Annotated in this window: 14 protein-coding genes; 10 read left to right on the top strand and 4 right to left on the bottom strand. The window is 59.0% G+C overall.

The genetic code is table 11. From position 1 onward, the window contains the following. Positions 1 to 135: 135 nt before the first annotated feature. From MWR57_RS05575 to bioD, 10 genes are all read left to right on the top strand, one after another. The gene (locus tag MWR57_RS05575) at positions 136 to 1,209 is read left to right on the top strand and encodes an HlyD family secretion protein (protein ID WP_479723948.1); all 1,074 of its coding nucleotides are present in this window, start codon (positions 136 to 138) and stop codon (positions 1,207 to 1,209) included. Further along, complete coding sequence (gene rbbA, locus MWR57_RS05570) at positions 1,206 to 3,992, top strand: ribosome-associated ATPase/putative transporter RbbA (protein ID WP_423123804.1); 2,787 nt, start codon at positions 1,206 to 1,208, stop codon at positions 3,990 to 3,992. The genes MWR57_RS05575 and rbbA overlap by 4 nt, the downstream gene beginning before the upstream one ends. A gap of 2 nt (positions 3,993 to 3,994) precedes the next feature. Further along, positions 3,995 to 5,116 (top strand): ABC transporter permease, encoded by a 1,122-nt coding sequence (locus MWR57_RS05565; protein WP_423123803.1) that lies wholly within the window; start codon positions 3,995 to 3,997, stop codon positions 5,114 to 5,116. Positions 5,117 to 5,331: 215 nt separating this feature from the next. Next, complete coding sequence (locus MWR57_RS05560) at positions 5,332 to 5,538, top strand: integrase core domain-containing protein (RefSeq protein WP_423123855.1); 207 nt, start codon at positions 5,332 to 5,334, stop codon at positions 5,536 to 5,538. Between the two features lie 415 nt (positions 5,539 to 5,953). Then, positions 5,954 to 7,081 carry a GDP-mannose 4,6-dehydratase gene (gene gmd / locus MWR57_RS05555; RefSeq protein ID WP_423123802.1) on the top strand — a complete coding sequence of 376 codons (1,128 nt, stop codon included), beginning with the start codon at positions 5,954 to 5,956 and terminating at the stop codon, positions 7,079 to 7,081. A gap of 23 nt (positions 7,082 to 7,104) precedes the next feature. Continuing rightward, a complete protein-coding gene (locus tag MWR57_RS05550) occupies positions 7,105 to 8,040 on the top strand; it encodes a GDP-L-fucose synthase family protein (protein WP_423123801.1) in 936 nt (311 codons plus the stop codon). After that, positions 8,037 to 9,218 (top strand): DegT/DnrJ/EryC1/StrS family aminotransferase, encoded by a 1,182-nt coding sequence (locus MWR57_RS05545; RefSeq protein ID WP_423123800.1) that lies wholly within the window; start codon positions 8,037 to 8,039, stop codon positions 9,216 to 9,218. Before MWR57_RS05550 ends, MWR57_RS05545 begins: the two co-directional genes overlap by 4 nt. A gap of 79 nt (positions 9,219 to 9,297) precedes the next feature. Next, positions 9,298 to 9,939, top strand: coding sequence for an alpha/beta fold hydrolase (locus tag MWR57_RS05540; RefSeq protein WP_423123799.1), 642 nt, complete (start codon positions 9,298 to 9,300; stop codon positions 9,937 to 9,939). Continuing rightward, positions 9,932 to 10,729 (top strand): methyltransferase domain-containing protein, encoded by a 798-nt coding sequence (locus MWR57_RS05535; RefSeq protein WP_423123798.1) that lies wholly within the window; start codon positions 9,932 to 9,934, stop codon positions 10,727 to 10,729. Before MWR57_RS05540 ends, MWR57_RS05535 begins: the two co-directional genes overlap by 8 nt. Beyond that, positions 10,726 to 11,415, top strand: a complete 690-nt coding sequence (gene bioD / locus MWR57_RS05530) for a dethiobiotin synthase (protein WP_423123797.1) — start codon at positions 10,726 to 10,728, stop codon at positions 11,413 to 11,415. The genes MWR57_RS05535 and bioD overlap by 4 nt, the downstream gene beginning before the upstream one ends. Positions 11,416 to 11,430: 15 nt before the next feature. On the opposite strand, the gene MWR57_RS05525 is transcribed toward bioD, so the two are convergent. The 4 genes from MWR57_RS05525 to MWR57_RS05510 form a co-directional block, all read right to left on the bottom strand. Continuing rightward, positions 11,431 to 14,085, bottom strand: coding sequence for an ATP-binding protein (locus tag MWR57_RS05525; RefSeq protein WP_423123796.1), 2,655 nt, complete (start codon positions 14,083 to 14,085; stop codon positions 11,431 to 11,433). 203 nt (positions 14,086 to 14,288) lie between these two features. Continuing rightward, entirely contained in the window at positions 14,289 to 14,507 is a 219-nt protein-coding gene (locus MWR57_RS05520) for a YgaP family membrane protein (RefSeq protein ID WP_423123795.1), read from the bottom strand. Positions 14,508 to 14,536: 29 nt separating this feature from the next. Beyond that, on the bottom strand, positions 14,537 to 14,824 hold the full coding sequence (locus MWR57_RS05515) for an ArsR/SmtB family transcription factor (protein WP_423123794.1): 288 nt from the start codon (positions 14,822 to 14,824) through the stop codon (positions 14,537 to 14,539). A 22-nt stretch (positions 14,825 to 14,846) separates the two neighbouring features. Further along, positions 14,847 to 15,659, bottom strand: a complete 813-nt coding sequence (locus MWR57_RS05510) for an SAM hydrolase/SAM-dependent halogenase family protein (protein WP_423123793.1) — start codon at positions 15,657 to 15,659, stop codon at positions 14,847 to 14,849. Positions 15,660 to 15,692: the final 33 nt, after the last annotated feature.

Genomic DNA, 15,692 nt, shown 5'->3' with positions numbered 1-15,692 from the left:
TGCGAAAAAACAAATCGTTTTGGTCGAGTTGGCAGTAGCCGCATGGTGGATATGGGGGGCGGTAGAACCTCTTCCCCGATTGACTGATCTGAAATGAAAGGCGTCAGGCACGTCTTGGCTGGTTGAGGAAGAACAATGATCGAACAGCGGAAAAAATGGTTGATCAGAGCCGTGGGGTCTATGGCAATTGGCATTTTGGCTGTGGTCGCATGGCAACGATATGGCGGCAACGAAAAGAATGAGGGAATTTCCAGCGGCAATGGCCGCATCGAGGCGGTTGAAATCGACATCGCCGCCAAAATCTCAGGCCGAATCAAAGCTATTCTGGTGAACGAAGGCGACTTCGTCACCGTAGGACAGATTGTCGCACGCATGGATACCGAGGTGCTCGATGCCCAGCGCCGCGAGGCCGAAGCATATCTTCGTAAGGCAGAAAGCGCTGTTAAAACCGTGCAGAACCAAGTGGTGCAACGCCAGAGTGAGAAGGCCGCCGCTCTGGCGTTGCTCGCGCAACGCGAGGCCGAACTTGATGCGGCTCAAAAACGTCTATCGCGTTCGGCACCCCTGGCTGGCATGGGTGCCGTCTCCACCCAGGAACTCGACGATGATCGCGCCCAAGCCCTGAGCAGCCAAGCGGCAATCCGGGCGGCAAAAGCTCAGACAGCCGCGACCGAAGCCGCGATTGCCACGGCACAATCCCAGGAGGTTGAAGCGCGCTCGGTTGTCGAGGCGACACGGGCCACGATCGAACGACTCCAGGCAGACATTGATGACAGTGCGTTGAAGGCGACCCGCGACGGCCGCGTGCAGTACCGCATTGCCCAGCCCGGCGAGGTGGTTGCCGGTGGGGGCAAGATCCTCAACCTGCTCGACCTGAGCGATGTGTACATGACCTTCTTTTTGCCATCCGCCATTGCGGGCCGGGTCGCCATCGGCTCCGAGGCGCGGTTGGTGCTCGATGCCGCCCCGGATTACGTCATCCCGGCGACGGTTTCCTTTGTCGCCGATGTGGCCCAGTTCACCCCCAAGACCGTGGAAACCGCCAGCGAACGGCAGAAGCTGATGTTCCGGGTCAAGGCGCACATCGCACCGGAGCTGCTCAAGAAACATATCCGTCAGGTCAAAACCGGCCTGCCGGGCATAGCCCATGTCCGGCTCGATCCGCAGATTGCGTGGCCGAACGCCCTACAGGTGAGGCTCCCGCAATGAGCGAGGCCGAGTCACCTCCCGCGTCGCTTGCGGCAGAAACACCCCCGGTCGCCTCGTTAACCGAGGTCAGCCTGCGCTACGGCAAGACCCTGGCCTTGGACACGGTCACCCTTGATCTGCCGGCCGGACAAATGGTCGGCTTGATCGGCCCGGACGGGGTAGGAAAATCTACGCTCTTCTCGTTGATCGCCGGCGCCCGCATCATCCAGAGCGGCCGGATTGCGGTGCTGGCCGGGGATATGGCCGAAGCCCACCACCGGAAATCCGTCTGCCCGCGCATTGCCTATATGCCTCAGGGACTGGGCAAAAATCTTTACCCAACCCTGTCGGTATTCGAAAACATCGATTTCTTCGGCCGTCTCTTCTCCCAAGAGAGCAGCGAACGAGAGCGCCGCATCGCCGACCTGCTCGTCAGCACCGACCTGGCTCCTTTCCGGGACCGCCCGGCGGGCAAGCTTTCCGGAGGGATGAAACAAAAACTCGGCCTTTGCTGTGCCCTTATCCACGATCCCGATCTCCTGATCCTCGATGAACCCACCACCGGGGTTGATCCCCTCTCGCGCCGACAGTTCTGGGAGTTGATCGGACGGATCCGGGCCGGGCAACCCGGGATGAGCGTCCTGGTGGCCACCGCCTATATGGAAGAGGCCGCCCGCTTCGACTGGCTGGTGGCCATGGATGGTGGGCGGGTGCTGACCACCGGCACCCCGCAGCAGCTACTGGAGCGTACCGCCAGCGATACCCTGGAGGGGGCCTTTATTGCCTTGCTACCGGAAGAAAAACGCGCCGGCCACCAGGCGATCCGCATCCCACCACGCGAAACCGATGGCGAGGAGATCGCGATCGAGGCGAAGAATCTGACCATGCGTTTCGGCGACTTCACCGCAGTGGACCGGGTGAGTTTCCGCATCGCCCGCGGGGAGATCTTCGGCTTTCTCGGCTCCAACGGCTGCGGTAAGACCACGACCATGAAGATGCTCACCGGGTTACTGACGGCCAGCGATGGGGAGGCGTGGCTCTTCGGCCAGACGATAAACCCCAAGGATCTTGAAACCCGTCGCCGCGTCGGCTACATGACCCAGTCCTTCTCGCTCTATTCCGAGCTGAGCGTGGAGCAGAACCTCACCTTGCACGCCCGCCTTTTCAGCGTACCCGTCGAGCAGATTCCAGACCGCGTAAGCGAAATGGCCCGCCGCTTCGGCTTAACCGAGATCATGGCGGCGCTGCCAGACAGTCTCCCTTTGGGGCAACGCCAACGGCTCTCCCTGGCGGTGGCGATGATCCATCAGCCGGAGATGCTGATCCTCGATGAACCCACCTCGGGGGTGGACCCGATCGCCCGGGATGGGTTCTGGCAAATGTTGATCGACCTCGCCCGCCATGACCGGGTCACCATCTTCATCTCCACCCATTTCATGAACGAAGCCGAACGGTGCGACCGCATCTCCCTGATGCACGCAGGCCTGGTGCTGGTCAGCGATACGCCCGCCACGATCATGCAAAACCGCGGGGCAACAACCCTGGAAGAGGCATTTATCGGCTACCTGGAAGACACCGTACCCGAGGGCAAGTCCCCCGAGCTATCCGCAAACGCGGCGGCGCTCCCTCCCCCCCCGCCACCCCACGACAGGAGCGTGCCGATCAAAAAAATCGGCTTCGATCTTCGCCGGCTGCTCAGCTACAGCCGGCGCGAAGGGTTGGAGCTCCAGCGGGATCCGATTCGGGCCACCCTGGCGTTGCTCGGCAGCGTCATCCTCATGCTGATCATGGGCTACGGGATCACCCTGGATGTGGAGGGGCTCTCCTTTGCCGTGCTCGACCGCGACCAGACCTCGACCAGCCGCGATTATGCGCTCAACCTTGCCGGCTCCCATTATTACTTCATCGAACACGCACCCATTACCGATTACGCCGATCTGGACCGGCGCATGCGGGGTGGCGAGATCAGCCTGGCCCTGGAAATACCGCCGGGCTTTGCCCGCGATCTGGGGCGCGGCACCCCGGTGGCGATCGGGGCCTGGATCGACGGCGCCATGCCGCAACGGGCCGAAACCATTCAGGGCTATGTGCGCGGAATGCATGCCCATTGGCTGGCCGAGATGGCGGCGCGCAAGCTTGGCCAGTCCCGCTCCGCCGGGTTGATCAAGATCGAAACCCGGTTTCGCTACAACCCCGAAGTTAAGAGCCTGATCGCAATGGTGCCGGCGGTGATTCCCCTCTTGCTCCTGATGATTCCGGCGATGCTCACGGCGCTCAGTGTGGTGCGGGAAAAAGAGCTGGGCTCCATCGTCAACCTCTATGTCACGCCGGTTACCCGGCTTGAGTTTCTGCTCGGCAAACAACTGCCCTACATCGGCCTGGCAATGGTGAACTTTTTGCTTATGTCCTTGCTGGCGGTGACCGTTTTCGGCGTGCCGATGAAGGGGAGCTTTTTGGTCCTCTCCGTTGCGGCCCTGCTCTATGTCACTTCGGCCACCGCCATGGGCTTGTTGTTTTCCACCTTTGTCCGCAGCCAGATTGCGGCCATCTTCGGCACGGCCGTGCTCACCATCCTGCCCGCCGTACAGTTCTCCGGCATGACCGACCCGGTCTCCTCACTGGAAGGGATGGGCAGGATGATCGGTACCATCTACCCCACCACGTATTTCCTGATCATTGCCCGCGGAACATTTTCCAAGGGACTTGGTTTTGCGGACCTTCAGGCCTCCTTCCTGCCGCTTATCCTGGCCGTACCATTGCTGACCGGGCTCTGCGTGCTGTTGTTGCGCAAACAGGAGCGCTGACCATGCGACTCGACAACATTCGACAATTGGGCATCAAGGAACTGCGCAGCCTGGTCCGTGATCCGATAATGCAAGCGCTGATCGTTTTTGCTTTCACGATTTCGGTTTATTCGGGAGCCACGGCAATGCCGGAAACCCTCAACAAGGCACCGATCGGCATCGTTGACGAAGATCAGTCGCCGCTGTCGGCGCGTATCGTTGACTCCTTTTATCCGCCGCATTTTCTGCCGCCGGTGCTGATTACCCCGGCCGAGATGGACAGCCGGATGGATGCCGGTCTTGATACTTTTGCACTGAACATTCCCCCGGAGTTTCAGTCTGATCTGCTGGCAGGGCGACAACCAACGGTTCAGCTGAATGTGGATGCGACCCGTATGACTCAAGCCTTTAGCGGCAGCGGCTATATCCAGACCATGATCAGTAGCGAGGTAGCCGAATTCGTTCAGCGGTATCGCGGGACAGCAGTGCAACCGGTCGAGCTCGAACTGAGGGCGCGCTTCAACCCCTCATTGACCCAAACATGGTTCGGTGCTGTGATGGAGGTAATCAACAACGTCACTATGCTGTCCATCGTGCTCACCGGTGCCGCTTTGATCCGTGAACGGGAGCATGGCACCATCGAACATCTGCTGGTCATGCCGGTGACGCCCTTTGAGATCATGGCGAGCAAGGTCTGGTCCATGGGGCTGGTGGTCCTTGTCTCCTGTGCTTTTTCCCTGGTCTTTGTGGTCCAGGGCCTCCTTTCGGTGCCCATTGAAGGTTCGCTCGCCCTCTTTCTGCTCGGCACCGCCCTGCACCTGTTCGCCACCACCTCCATGGGGATTTTTCTGGGCACCATCGCGCGCTCGATGCCGCAGTTCGGGCTGCTTTTGATGCTTTTGCTGTTACCGCTACAGATGCTCTCTGGCGGGGTCACACCACGCGAAAGCATGCCTGACTTTGTTCAGGCCGTAATGCAGATAGCGCCGACCACCCACTTTGTCTCACTTGCCCAGGCGATTCTCTATCGGGGCGCGGGCCTGGATGTGGTGTGGTCGCAATTCATTATCCTCGTCTTGATAGGCACGGTTTTTTTTGGTATTACACTGATCCGTTTCCGCAAAACCATCGGGATGATGGGGTGAGATGGGTTGTGCATCCACAGGGGAAAATGATTCGATTGATAGGGGGCACCCGAGTATCGTGATGAGCCTAGAAATCTAATTTCCTTAAGGGAACCCCCCGGTGAGTTTCATGATCAATTCTGTAATTTGAAATAGTCCGGCGCTACAGCGTCGGGTAACGCGACCAAATCACCAAGCAGGGCCTGGTTGCGGGAGAACCCGATTGAAAAGCAGTAATAAGCCATCACTCATGCCTCAATGAGCATGTGTTCGTCAGCCTGTGCAAGACCCAAGAAATAATTGAGTCATGGCGAAAGGATTATAATGTAAATTGGCCCCACAGCTCTCTGGACAACATGACCCCAGAAGAATTTTCAGCAGCTTTTAAACGGGCTCAAAAAGCCGAAATCGCTAATCGCAGAGTGGAACAATCACAGGGGTAAGGTCAGTGATACTTGAATTTAGGCAATGGCCATTTGGGTTACTGGTTCGGAGGGCTTTTCTCGGATGCCAGATTGATGCGCTCCGGCGGGAGACAATTATTAGCCAACTTTATTTTTTGTCTGCGGCCGTCGGGAGGAGAAGGATTTTCAAACTTTATTTTTTTTTGCATTTTGCTAAAATGAAAAATTATGGCATAACTTGCCGTAATTAGAAGGGCTATGGTTTCCTAACTTTATTTTCTATAGACAGCAGCGGCGGCTTGAGAATTTACTGCTTCCAGAGTAGGATGTGCCGCAGAAAAGAGAAGGTGCAGGTGTGATTATGGGCGCAGCGGCCCATGATTTTTTTTTGTGAATAGGAGCAGGCCAAGACAGAACCAGTTGCGCGTGTCGCGGCAGGGCATCGGGAGCGGAGATGAAGAAAAAAGCATTGATTACCGGGGTGACAGGGCAGGACGGCGCCTATCTGGCGGAATTTCTCCTGGCAAAAGGCTACGAGGTTCATGGCCTGAAGCGGCGGACCTCCCTGTTCAATACGGATCGTATCGATCATATCTTTCAAGACCCCCATGAAACAAACGTCGCCTTCATCCTGCACCATGGCGATATGACCGATTCCAGCAGCCTGATCCGGATCATCCAAAAGGTGCAGCCCGATGAGGTGTACAACCTGGCCGCCCAGAGCCATGTGGCCGTCTCCTTCGAGGAGCCGGAATACACCGCGGATTCGGACGCCCTCGGCGCCTTGCGCATCCTGGAGGCGATCCGAATCTTGGGGCTGGAGAAAAAGACCAGATTCTATCAGGCCTCGACCTCGGAGCTGTTCGGCAAGGTGCAGGAGACCCCGCAGCGGGAAACCACCCCGTTTTATCCCCGTTCCCCCTATGCGGTGGCCAAGCTCTATGCCTACTGGATAACGGTGAATTACCGGGAGGCCTATGGCATTTATGGCTGCAACGGCATTCTCTTCAACCACGAATCCCCGATCCGGGGCGAAACCTTTGTCACCAGAAAGATCACCCGGGGTCTGGCCCGGATCGGTGTCGGCCTGCAGAGTTGCATCTATCTCGGCAACATGAATGCCCTGCGGGACTGGGGGCATGCCAAGGATTTCGTCGAGATGCAGTGGCTCATGCTCCAGCAGGAGAGCCCGGAGGATTTCGTGATCGCCACGGGCGAACAGCACAGCGTGCGGGAGTTTGTCGAGGTGGCGGCCGGCGAGCTTGGGGTTCGGCTCCGCTGGGAAGGGGAAGGGGTTGGCGAGATCGGCATCGTGGCGTCGCTGGACGATGCCCCTGCAGACACGGGATTCTCCGTGGGGCAGGTCATTATCCGGGTGGACCCGCGCTACTTCCGGCCCACGGAGGTGGAAACCCTGTTGGGCGACCCGACTAAGGCCAAGGAAAAGCTGGGCTGGACCCCGAAGATCACCTTTGCTCAGATGGTAACCGAGATGGTGCATGAGGATCTTGAGATCGCCCGTCGCGATAAAATGTGCCAGCAGAGCGGGTTTAAGGTTTTCTCCCGTCACGAACAGCCGTAACCTCTTTCATCCGTGACGTTTCCATGGAAATAAAGGTTTTGATAACCGGCGGCAATGGTCTGGTCGGGCGCAATTTTCGGGAGCATCCGGCTGTGGCCGGGTTCGAGATTCTGGCCCCTTCCAGCCGTGCGCTCAACCTGCTCGATTACGACCAGGTCGCCCAGTATCTCGCCGCCCACCGGCCCGAGGTGATCATCCATGCCGCGGGCCGGGTTGGCGGGATCGAGGCGAACCTGCGGGAGCCGGTCCGGTTTTTTCTCGATAATCTCGACATGGGCCGCAATCTGGTTTGGGCAGCACGCCAACAGGGCGTGCCCCGGCTTATCAATCTCGGCAGCTCCTGCATGTATCCGCGCAACGCCGCCAATCCCCTGCGGGAGGAGATGATCCTCCAAGGGGAGCTGGAACCGACCAACGAAGGCTATGCCCTGGCCAAGATCGCCACGGCCCGCCTCTGCCAGTATATCGCCAAGGAAGACAGCGGCTATGCCTATAAGACCCTGATCCCCTGCAACCTCTACGGCCGCCATGACAATTTCGACCCGGCCAGCTCCCATCTCATCCCGGCGGTCATCCACAAGATGCACCGGGCCAAGGAGGAGAACCGGGAGACGGTGGAGATCTGGGGCGACGGCCTTGCCCGGCGCGAGTTCATGTACGCAGGCGACCTGGCCGATTGCCTGGCCAAGGCGGTGTGCTCCTATGACACCCTGCCGGAGATGATGAACGTGGGGATAGGGCAGGATTGCACCATCCTCGAATATTACCAAACGGTTGCCGAGGTGGTCGGTTTTCGGGGCGCCTTTGTGCACAACCTGGCCAAGCCCGTGGGCATGCAGCGCAAACTCGTGGATGTGACACGGGCCGCCGCCTGGGGCTGGACCGCGCAAACCTCGCTTCAGCAAGGCATTGGGCAGGCGTACGACTATTACTTGCAAGAGCAGGAGCACCAAGCATGAGCAAATATCCCTTGGCATGTACCTCCTGGGACGAGGCGGAATATGAGGCCATGGCCCAGGTTATTCAATCCGGCCGGTTTTCCATGGGCGAGCATGTCGCAGGCTTTGAGCAGGAGTTTGCCAAACATTTCGGCTCGCGCTTCTGCGTCATGGTCAATTCCGGCTCTTCGGCGAACCTGCTCATGGTGGCCGCCCTTTTTTACCGGGAAAACAAGGCCGAGCGGCTGACAGCCGGAGACGAGGTCATCGTGCCCGCGGTTTCCTGGAGCACCACCTATTTCCCCCTGCATCAGTACGGCTTGAAACTGAAGTTTGTGGATATCGACCCGGAAACGCTCAACTATGACCTTGTCCAGCTTGCCGACGCCGTCAGCGAGCGGACCCGGCTGGTCATGGCCGTGAACCTCCTGGGGAATCCCAACGATTTTGCCGCGATTCAGGCGATCCTGGCGGGCAAGGGCGTTATCCTCATCGAGGACAACTGCGAGTCCATGGGCGCAGCCTTTGCTGGGAAGATGGCCGGAACTTTCGGGATCATGGGCAGTTTCAGCTCGTTTTTCAGCCATCACATCTCCACCATGGAAGGCGGGATGGTCCTCACCGACGACGAGGAGTTGTTCCACATCCTGCTCAGCCTCCGGGCCCACGGCTGGACCAGGAATCTGCCCAAGGTGAACAAGGTCTGCGGCGTGAAGGGGGATAATCCCTTTGAAGAATCCTTCCGTTTCGTGCTGCCCGGCTACAACGTGCGCCCTCTCGAACTCAGCGGCGCCCTGGGGCTGACCCAGATCCGGAAACTGTCTGATTTTGTGAAAGTCCGCCGCGAGAACGCTGTGAAATTCCTGCGTCTCATGGGATCATTTCCGCAGTTCCAAGTCCAGCGCGAGATCGGGGCAAGCAGTTGGTTCGGCTTTAGTCTGGTGGTGCGGGAGGCGGCGCCGTTTTCCCGGGAGGATGTGGTGCAAACCCTGGACAGCCATGGCATTGAGTGCCGTCCCATTGTGGCGGGCAATTTTGCCCGGTGCGAGGCGGTCCGCTGGCTCGATGCCACAAACCACGGCGATCTCGCCCAGGCGGACTGGATCGACCGCAACGGTCTTTTCATCGGCAATCACCACTATCCATTGGATGAACAGTTTGTGCTTTTAGGCGAGGCGCTCAGAAAATTGCCCTGCTGACAGGCATCTGATATTCTTGCCCCAAGAGCCCAGCGTTCTCATTATGAAAAAAATCTGGTCGGTTCCCTCGCACACGTCCATGCCGGACACAAAGCCCCCGGTGCTTTTTCTGCCCGGCTGGGGATTTTCCGGGCAGGTCCTTGACCTGTCCGGACGGCGGTTCGACTGGGTACGCCCGTCCTCTCCCCTGGACCCGGCCACCGCCCAGGCGGAGATTCTCGCTTTTTGCGCCCAACACGATCTTGAAACCGTCCAGTTGGTCGGCTGGTCCATGGGCGGTTTCCTGGCTGTTGATTGTGCCTGCGCCTTCCCCGAAAAGGTGGCGCGCCTCACCCTGGTGGGCATGCGCGCTTTCTGGCCGCCTTCGGAAATCGCAACCATCCGCCTGGGGCTTGCGGCAGATCCTGCGGCATTCCTGCGGGATTTTTACCGCAAAAGCCTGCTGGGCTATAAAAAGGAATTCCTCCGTTTTGCGGCCGAACAGCAGGATTCGTTGCTGGAATCCCTCGATGTGCAGGTGCTTGGCCGGGGTCTCGACTATTTGAGCCAATGGCGGCTGCCCGCGCAACTTTCCCCCTGCCGGATATCCTGCTGGCACGGCCGGCGGGATATCATCGCGCCGGTGGCGGAAGCGGCCCAGATTCCCGGAGTCCGCACCTCCATCATCGAGCACGGCGGCCACGCCCTTTTTCTCGACCGGGAGTTTGCCCCAGGTGAGTGAGACCGCAAAACAAAGAATCCGGAAGCGGTTTTCCCGCGCCGCCGGAACCTATGACGCCCATGCCGAGGTGCAGAAGGATCTGGCGGCCCGCTTGTTTCGGGAGCTTCCCGAGGACAGCGGGGTGGAGCGCAGCGAAGGCGTCCGGCGCATCCTGGAGATCGGCTGCGGCACCGGACGGTTCACCGCCCTGCTTGCCGAGCGCTATCCGGAGGGCCGGATCATTGCCCTGGATTTTGCCGAAGGCATGGCGCGCTTGGCCCAAAAGCGGCTGGCGGATAAGGGAAATGTTTCCGTGCTCTGCGAGGATGGGGAACGATTCCTGGCTGCCTGTTCCGGCCATTTCGAGCTGATCTGCGCCAACTCCACCCTGCAATGGTTTGATGACCTCGGCGCGGCCCTGGCGCGGATTGGCCGGTTGCTTTCAGCCCAAGGGTGTTTTGCCGGGGTGCTGTTCGGCCCCCGGACCTTTAGCGAGCTGGCCCAGGGATTGAGCCAGGTCTTTGGCCAGGAGGTGCGTTTGCCGCCCCATGGGTTTCCCGCCGGGGAGGATCTGGCTGGCTTGCTCGGGGCGATTTTCCCCCGTTTTGTCGTGCAGGAAGAGATCAAGGTGCGAAACTATGGGTCGCTTCTTGCTTTGCTGGACCATATCCGCAAGACCGGCACCGGCGGCGGCCAACTGCCGGGTGCTCTGACCCGGGGGCGGTTGCGCCAGCTTGATGGCTGGTTTCAGGCAACCCACGGCGGGTATCCCGCCACCTATCAGGCCTTTGTCGTCAGGGGGGAGAAATGAACGCGATTTTTGTCGCCGGCACGGACACCAATGTGGGCAAGACCCATGTCTGCGGGTTGCTCCTTGATTTTCTCCGCAAAGAAGGCGTCAAGGCCGGCTACCAGAAATGGGCGGCCACCGGGCCGGAATTTCCGCCCGCCGACCTCAAGGCATGTCTGGGAATGGCGGGTATTCCTCTTGAGCCGGAGCTGGTCGGCAGTCAGGTGGTGTATTATTTCGCCCTGTCCGCTTCGCCCCACCTCGCCGGAGAGCAGGAGGGGAAGAGGGTTGATCCGGAGCTGATCCGCCAGAAATATCAAGAGATGTCGGCCCGGTATGAGCTGCTCGTGATCGAAGGGGTTGGCGGGATCATGGTGCCACTCAACCGGGAACTCCTGCTGGTGGATCTGCTGCAGGAGCTGAAGATTGCCACCCTGGTGGTGGCGAAAAGCGGTCTTGGCACCATCAACCACACCCTGCTCACCCTGGAGGGCCTGCGCCGGAGGGGGATTCCGGTTCTTGGGGTGGTGTTTTCCGATGGAGCCTCCGACGAGGATGATCTGCTGGCCGAGGATAATATGCGCACCATCGCCGAAATCGGGCAGGTGCGGGTTTTCGGCCGTCTGCGGCGGTCGCCGGACCCAGTCAAGGCTCGGGCGGCTTTTGTTCCGGTCGGTCGGGCGATTGCCCTGGCCTTGGAAGGCTGAAGTGCTTTGTGGTTGTTACAGAATAGGCTTCGTGCCTGCCGCTAATCCCTGAAACCTGTCGCATGCCGCGCCCAGCACACTACAGAGTTTTTCCGCGGTGATGGGCTTTTCGATCAGAACGACGTCCGGGCCAAGAACCCCGTGGTGGGCAATGGCGTTATCCGTATAGCCGGACATATAGATGGTTTTGATTTCCGGTCTTCGTGCGGTTATGGCCTCTGCCAGTTCCCTGCCGTTCATGCCGGGCATGATGACATCGGTGAGCAGGATGTCGATCCGTCCGGCAAAGGCATCGCTTGCCTGGATGGCCTCCGCGCCGCTCTCCGCCTCAAGCATGGTGTAGCCAAGAGGGCGCAGGATGTCTTTGACCAGGTTCCTGATCAAGGCTTCATCATCCACCACCAAAATTGTTTCATTGCCTCGGGGCAGGGGCAGGGGGGATGACTCCGGCGTTTTCCTGGCCGCATCCCGCACAATGGGCAAAAATATTTTGAAGGTCGTGCCTTGTTCCGGTTCGCTGTAGACAAAGACATGGCCGCCCAACTGTTTAATGATGCCGTAGACCATGGCCAACCCCAGGCCCGTGCCCTTTCCCCGCTCCTTGGTGGTGAAGAACGGGTCAAAGATCTTGTCCTGGATTTCCCTGCTAATGCCCAGGCCCGTGTCGCTCACGGAAAGCACCACATACCGGCCCGGAATTACATCCGCATGGGTCTTGGCGTATTCCGCATCCAGCTCCCGGTTTTTCGTCTCAATGACCAGACTTCCGCCATTGGGCATGGCATCCCTGGCGTTGACCGCCATGTTGAGAAGCACCTGTTCCATCTGCCCCGGATCAATGAGCACGGTGTCGTCTTCGGCTGAGGGGCGAAACTCCAGGGAGACATCTTCCCCGATCATCCTGCCCAGCATTTTGGTCAGGTCATGGATGAGCTGGTTGAGGCTGCAGGGGGCCATGTGGACCACCTGTTTACGGCTGAAGGCGAGAAGCTGCCTGGTCAGAGTGGCGGCCCGGTGCCCGGCCTCGTTGATGATCTGGACTTTCTCCCTGGCAGGACTATTTTCCGCCAGCTCCAGTTGCAACAGCTCGCTGTAGCCGAGGATGATGGAGAGGATGTTGTTGAAGTCGTGGGCAACCCCTCCGGCCAGGATGCCGATGGATTCCATTTTCTGGGCTTGGACAAGCTGGCTTTTCAGCATTTCTTGTTCCGTTGCCGCCTGCTTGCGTTCGGTGATATCGGCAAGGCTTCCCCGCAAACCAAGAGAGCGGCCCGTCTCAACCTGGATTTGGGTGCAGACATGACTGACCCAGCGGACCTCCCCTCCCTTGGTGACGATCCGGAATTCCAGGGGGATTTCCTTGCCTGCGTCATCCTTGGGATGCACATGACTGAGCCATCGTTCCCGGTCTTCCGGGTGAAAGAGCGTGTCCAGAAGCCCGGGGTCGGCAAGGAACTCCTCCTCGCTATAGCCGGTGAGGGTTTCGCAATTGCTTGAGACGAAGATCATCTTTTTGTCCGGCGCTCGCCAGAAGATGAAGTCCGAGGCGAACTCGGTGACGGTGCGGTAGAGCTCCTCCCGCTGGCGCAAATCCTCCTGTTGGCGATCGAGCTTTTCGAGCATGGCATTGAATGCCCGGGCCAGGGTGGCGGTTTCGTCATGGGCCGTGGCGTGGAAAAGCCGCGCTTCTCCTTTTTTATCCGCCAAATTCGCCACATGCTGGGTAAGCGCCAGGAGCGGCCTGGTCAGGTATTGACTGAAATAGCGGATGATCGCGAAAGCCGCGACAGTGATGAACACCATTCCGGCCAGCAGAACCTGCGCGGCCCGGATGAGCGGGGCATAGGCCTCGGCCTGGGGAAAATTCGCGGCCAGCAGCCAATTTTTCACCCGCAACCGCTTGAAAGAGGTGAGCATGGGCACTCCCGCGCCGCTCATATTTTCCTCCGTGCCCTCAAATCCCTGAAGCGCCCGGTCATAGAGGGGGTTTCTCCCTTCGGGAATTTTTTTGAAGATCCGGTTCTTATCCGGGTGCATGATCATGGTTCTGTCCGCGGTGAGCAGATAGAGGTAGCCGTTTTTTCCGATTTTTTTCTCCGCGAGCTTGCCCAGGATATTGGGGCTCATCAGGTCAAGGCTGCCGGTCAGAATGGCGATGATCTTGCCCTCCCGGTCAAAAACCGGCGCGGTCATCATGATCACCGGGTGTTTGTGGGATTGGGTGGAGATGTAAGGGTCGGAGATAACCGGGGCGGAGGTGGCCAGGGTATCTTTGATGTAGGGGCGGAAAGATAAATCCAGGCCTCTCCGGTTGGGGAGAAAGGGTGACTCGGCGATGACCTTCCCTTCCGGGGAGAAAAGGAAGATGTTATTGTCGAAAACCTTTTGCAGACCTGCGCGATTGTCGAGAGATTCTTGGGCGATTTCGGCGGAAGCAAGGGTTTCCGGAGTGATTCGGGGTGCAACCGCGATAAGTTGGGAGTGGGCCAGGGTGAGCTTGTCCTCCAGCGAACTCGCTACCTCGGAGAGCAGGGAAAACTGCTCGGTGGAGATGGTCTCCTTGATCTGCTGCTTGATAACGGTGAGCACCAGGAAGGAAGTGGCTCCCATCATGCAGAGAAAGAGCAGGGAGACGGCCAGGGTCAGTCGGGTTCTCATGGTCAACTTCATCGCGGGTTTTCCTGTTGACGGAAAAGATCAAGCCGCCGCCGGCAGTTCGGTGCGCATCGCTCGATACGAGTGTATCACGGGATAGGAGCTCCGCCAAGCGTCAATTGCCTTGGGCGGGCAAGAGGGGGGGTGAGCAGAAGAAAAAGCGGAGGGGCAAGCTGGACAGCCCGGTTTGCCCTGATGGCGCACACGTGGCCGACGTTTTATGTGTGGTGACATCCTTGGTCGGCACGGGTTTCCGGCACACCGAGTTTTTTAAGGATGATGGCCAGAGGGCAGAATTTGCTGAAACCGTACTGGAAGAGGTTGGCTCCGACAAAGGCGGTGAAAAAATACCAGTAGGGATGCACCCAGGCGCCAAGGGACAGGCTGATCAGGATGAAGGCGCCGGCAATAACATGAACCCAGTCTGTGATGATCATGGTGGAATCCTCCTGAGTGGTGTGGGGGATCAGGGGTTTTCGCAGAAAAGTTCCCGCATGGTTTTGATCAATTCTGTTACTCTCCCTTCCGCAATCCGGTTGTAGATGAAATTCGCATCCTTGCGGTAGGCGATTATCCCTTGGTTGCGGAGGATGGAGAGATGCTGGGAAACATTGGCGTTGGTGGTGTGCACCTCTTTGTGGATATCACCCACGGTTAATTCCCCGGTCTGCAGCAGGCAGAGGATCTTCAGGCGGATCGGGTGCGACATGGTCTTGAGGAGCTTGGCGATGTCTTCGATGTGTTGGTCATGCATGGAGCTGTTTCCTTCCCTGAAGTTACGCGTCGTTTTTTCGGATTACCTGAACGGGATCACCTGCTTTCGCCCCCAGAATCTCCGCGGCATTCCCCTTGGCGGCCGCCAATTCAAGATAGCCGCGGCTGCCGATGAGCGCCAGCACCTGGTTGTCCGCCCGGGATGCGTAAGCGCTTGCCAGGCCGGTCATTTGCTGATTTTTATGAAAGATCTGGATGGACGCCGGATCATCGGCCAGGCCGGCAAGATCACGCTGGTGGATATTCGTGGTCAGATTGCCGAAATGATCGATGTGGATCACGGACCCCGCCATGTTGCCACGAATCCGGTCAATTTGCAAGGCGGGGGATACAAGTTTTGTAAGATTTTCCTTAAGCGCTGGAACGCCAAGGGAAGAAAGGGCGGTGCCATTGGCCAGGGCCGCCGCCACCGGGGCGAGAATATCGCGGCCATGGAAGGTGGCGCTGAGCGGTTGCAGGTACAAGTCGGCACAGTCAATGAAGATGGCGGACTGAAACCTGGGCTCGGCAAGAAAATAGGTGAGCAAGCCATTGTCCGGAGCGACAAAGTAGTGGCCGGAGGCCTGCACAATCAGGAGCGCGCGCCGGGTTCCCACCCCTGGATCAACCACGGCCAGATGGATGGTGCCCGCGGGAAAATACGGGGTCGCCGCCTGGAGAACAAACCCGGCCTGGGCAATATCGTGGGGGGCGACAGCATGGCAGAGGTCGATGACCTGCGCCTGCGGAGCCCGTGCGGCAAGGATTCCCTTCACAACCCCGACATATTCATCCTGCAGGCCGAAATCGGTGGTCAAGGTGATGATGGGCGGCATGATTTTCACACGTTCATTGTGTCTGGAAAGGGC

This window comes from Hydrosulfovibrio ferrireducens (assembly GCF_046883345.1).
GTDB lineage: Bacteria > Desulfobacterota > Desulfobulbia > Desulfobulbales > Desulfurivibrionaceae > Thiovibrio > Thiovibrio ferrireducens.
This window is presented reverse-complemented; position numbering and strand designations above follow the sequence as displayed.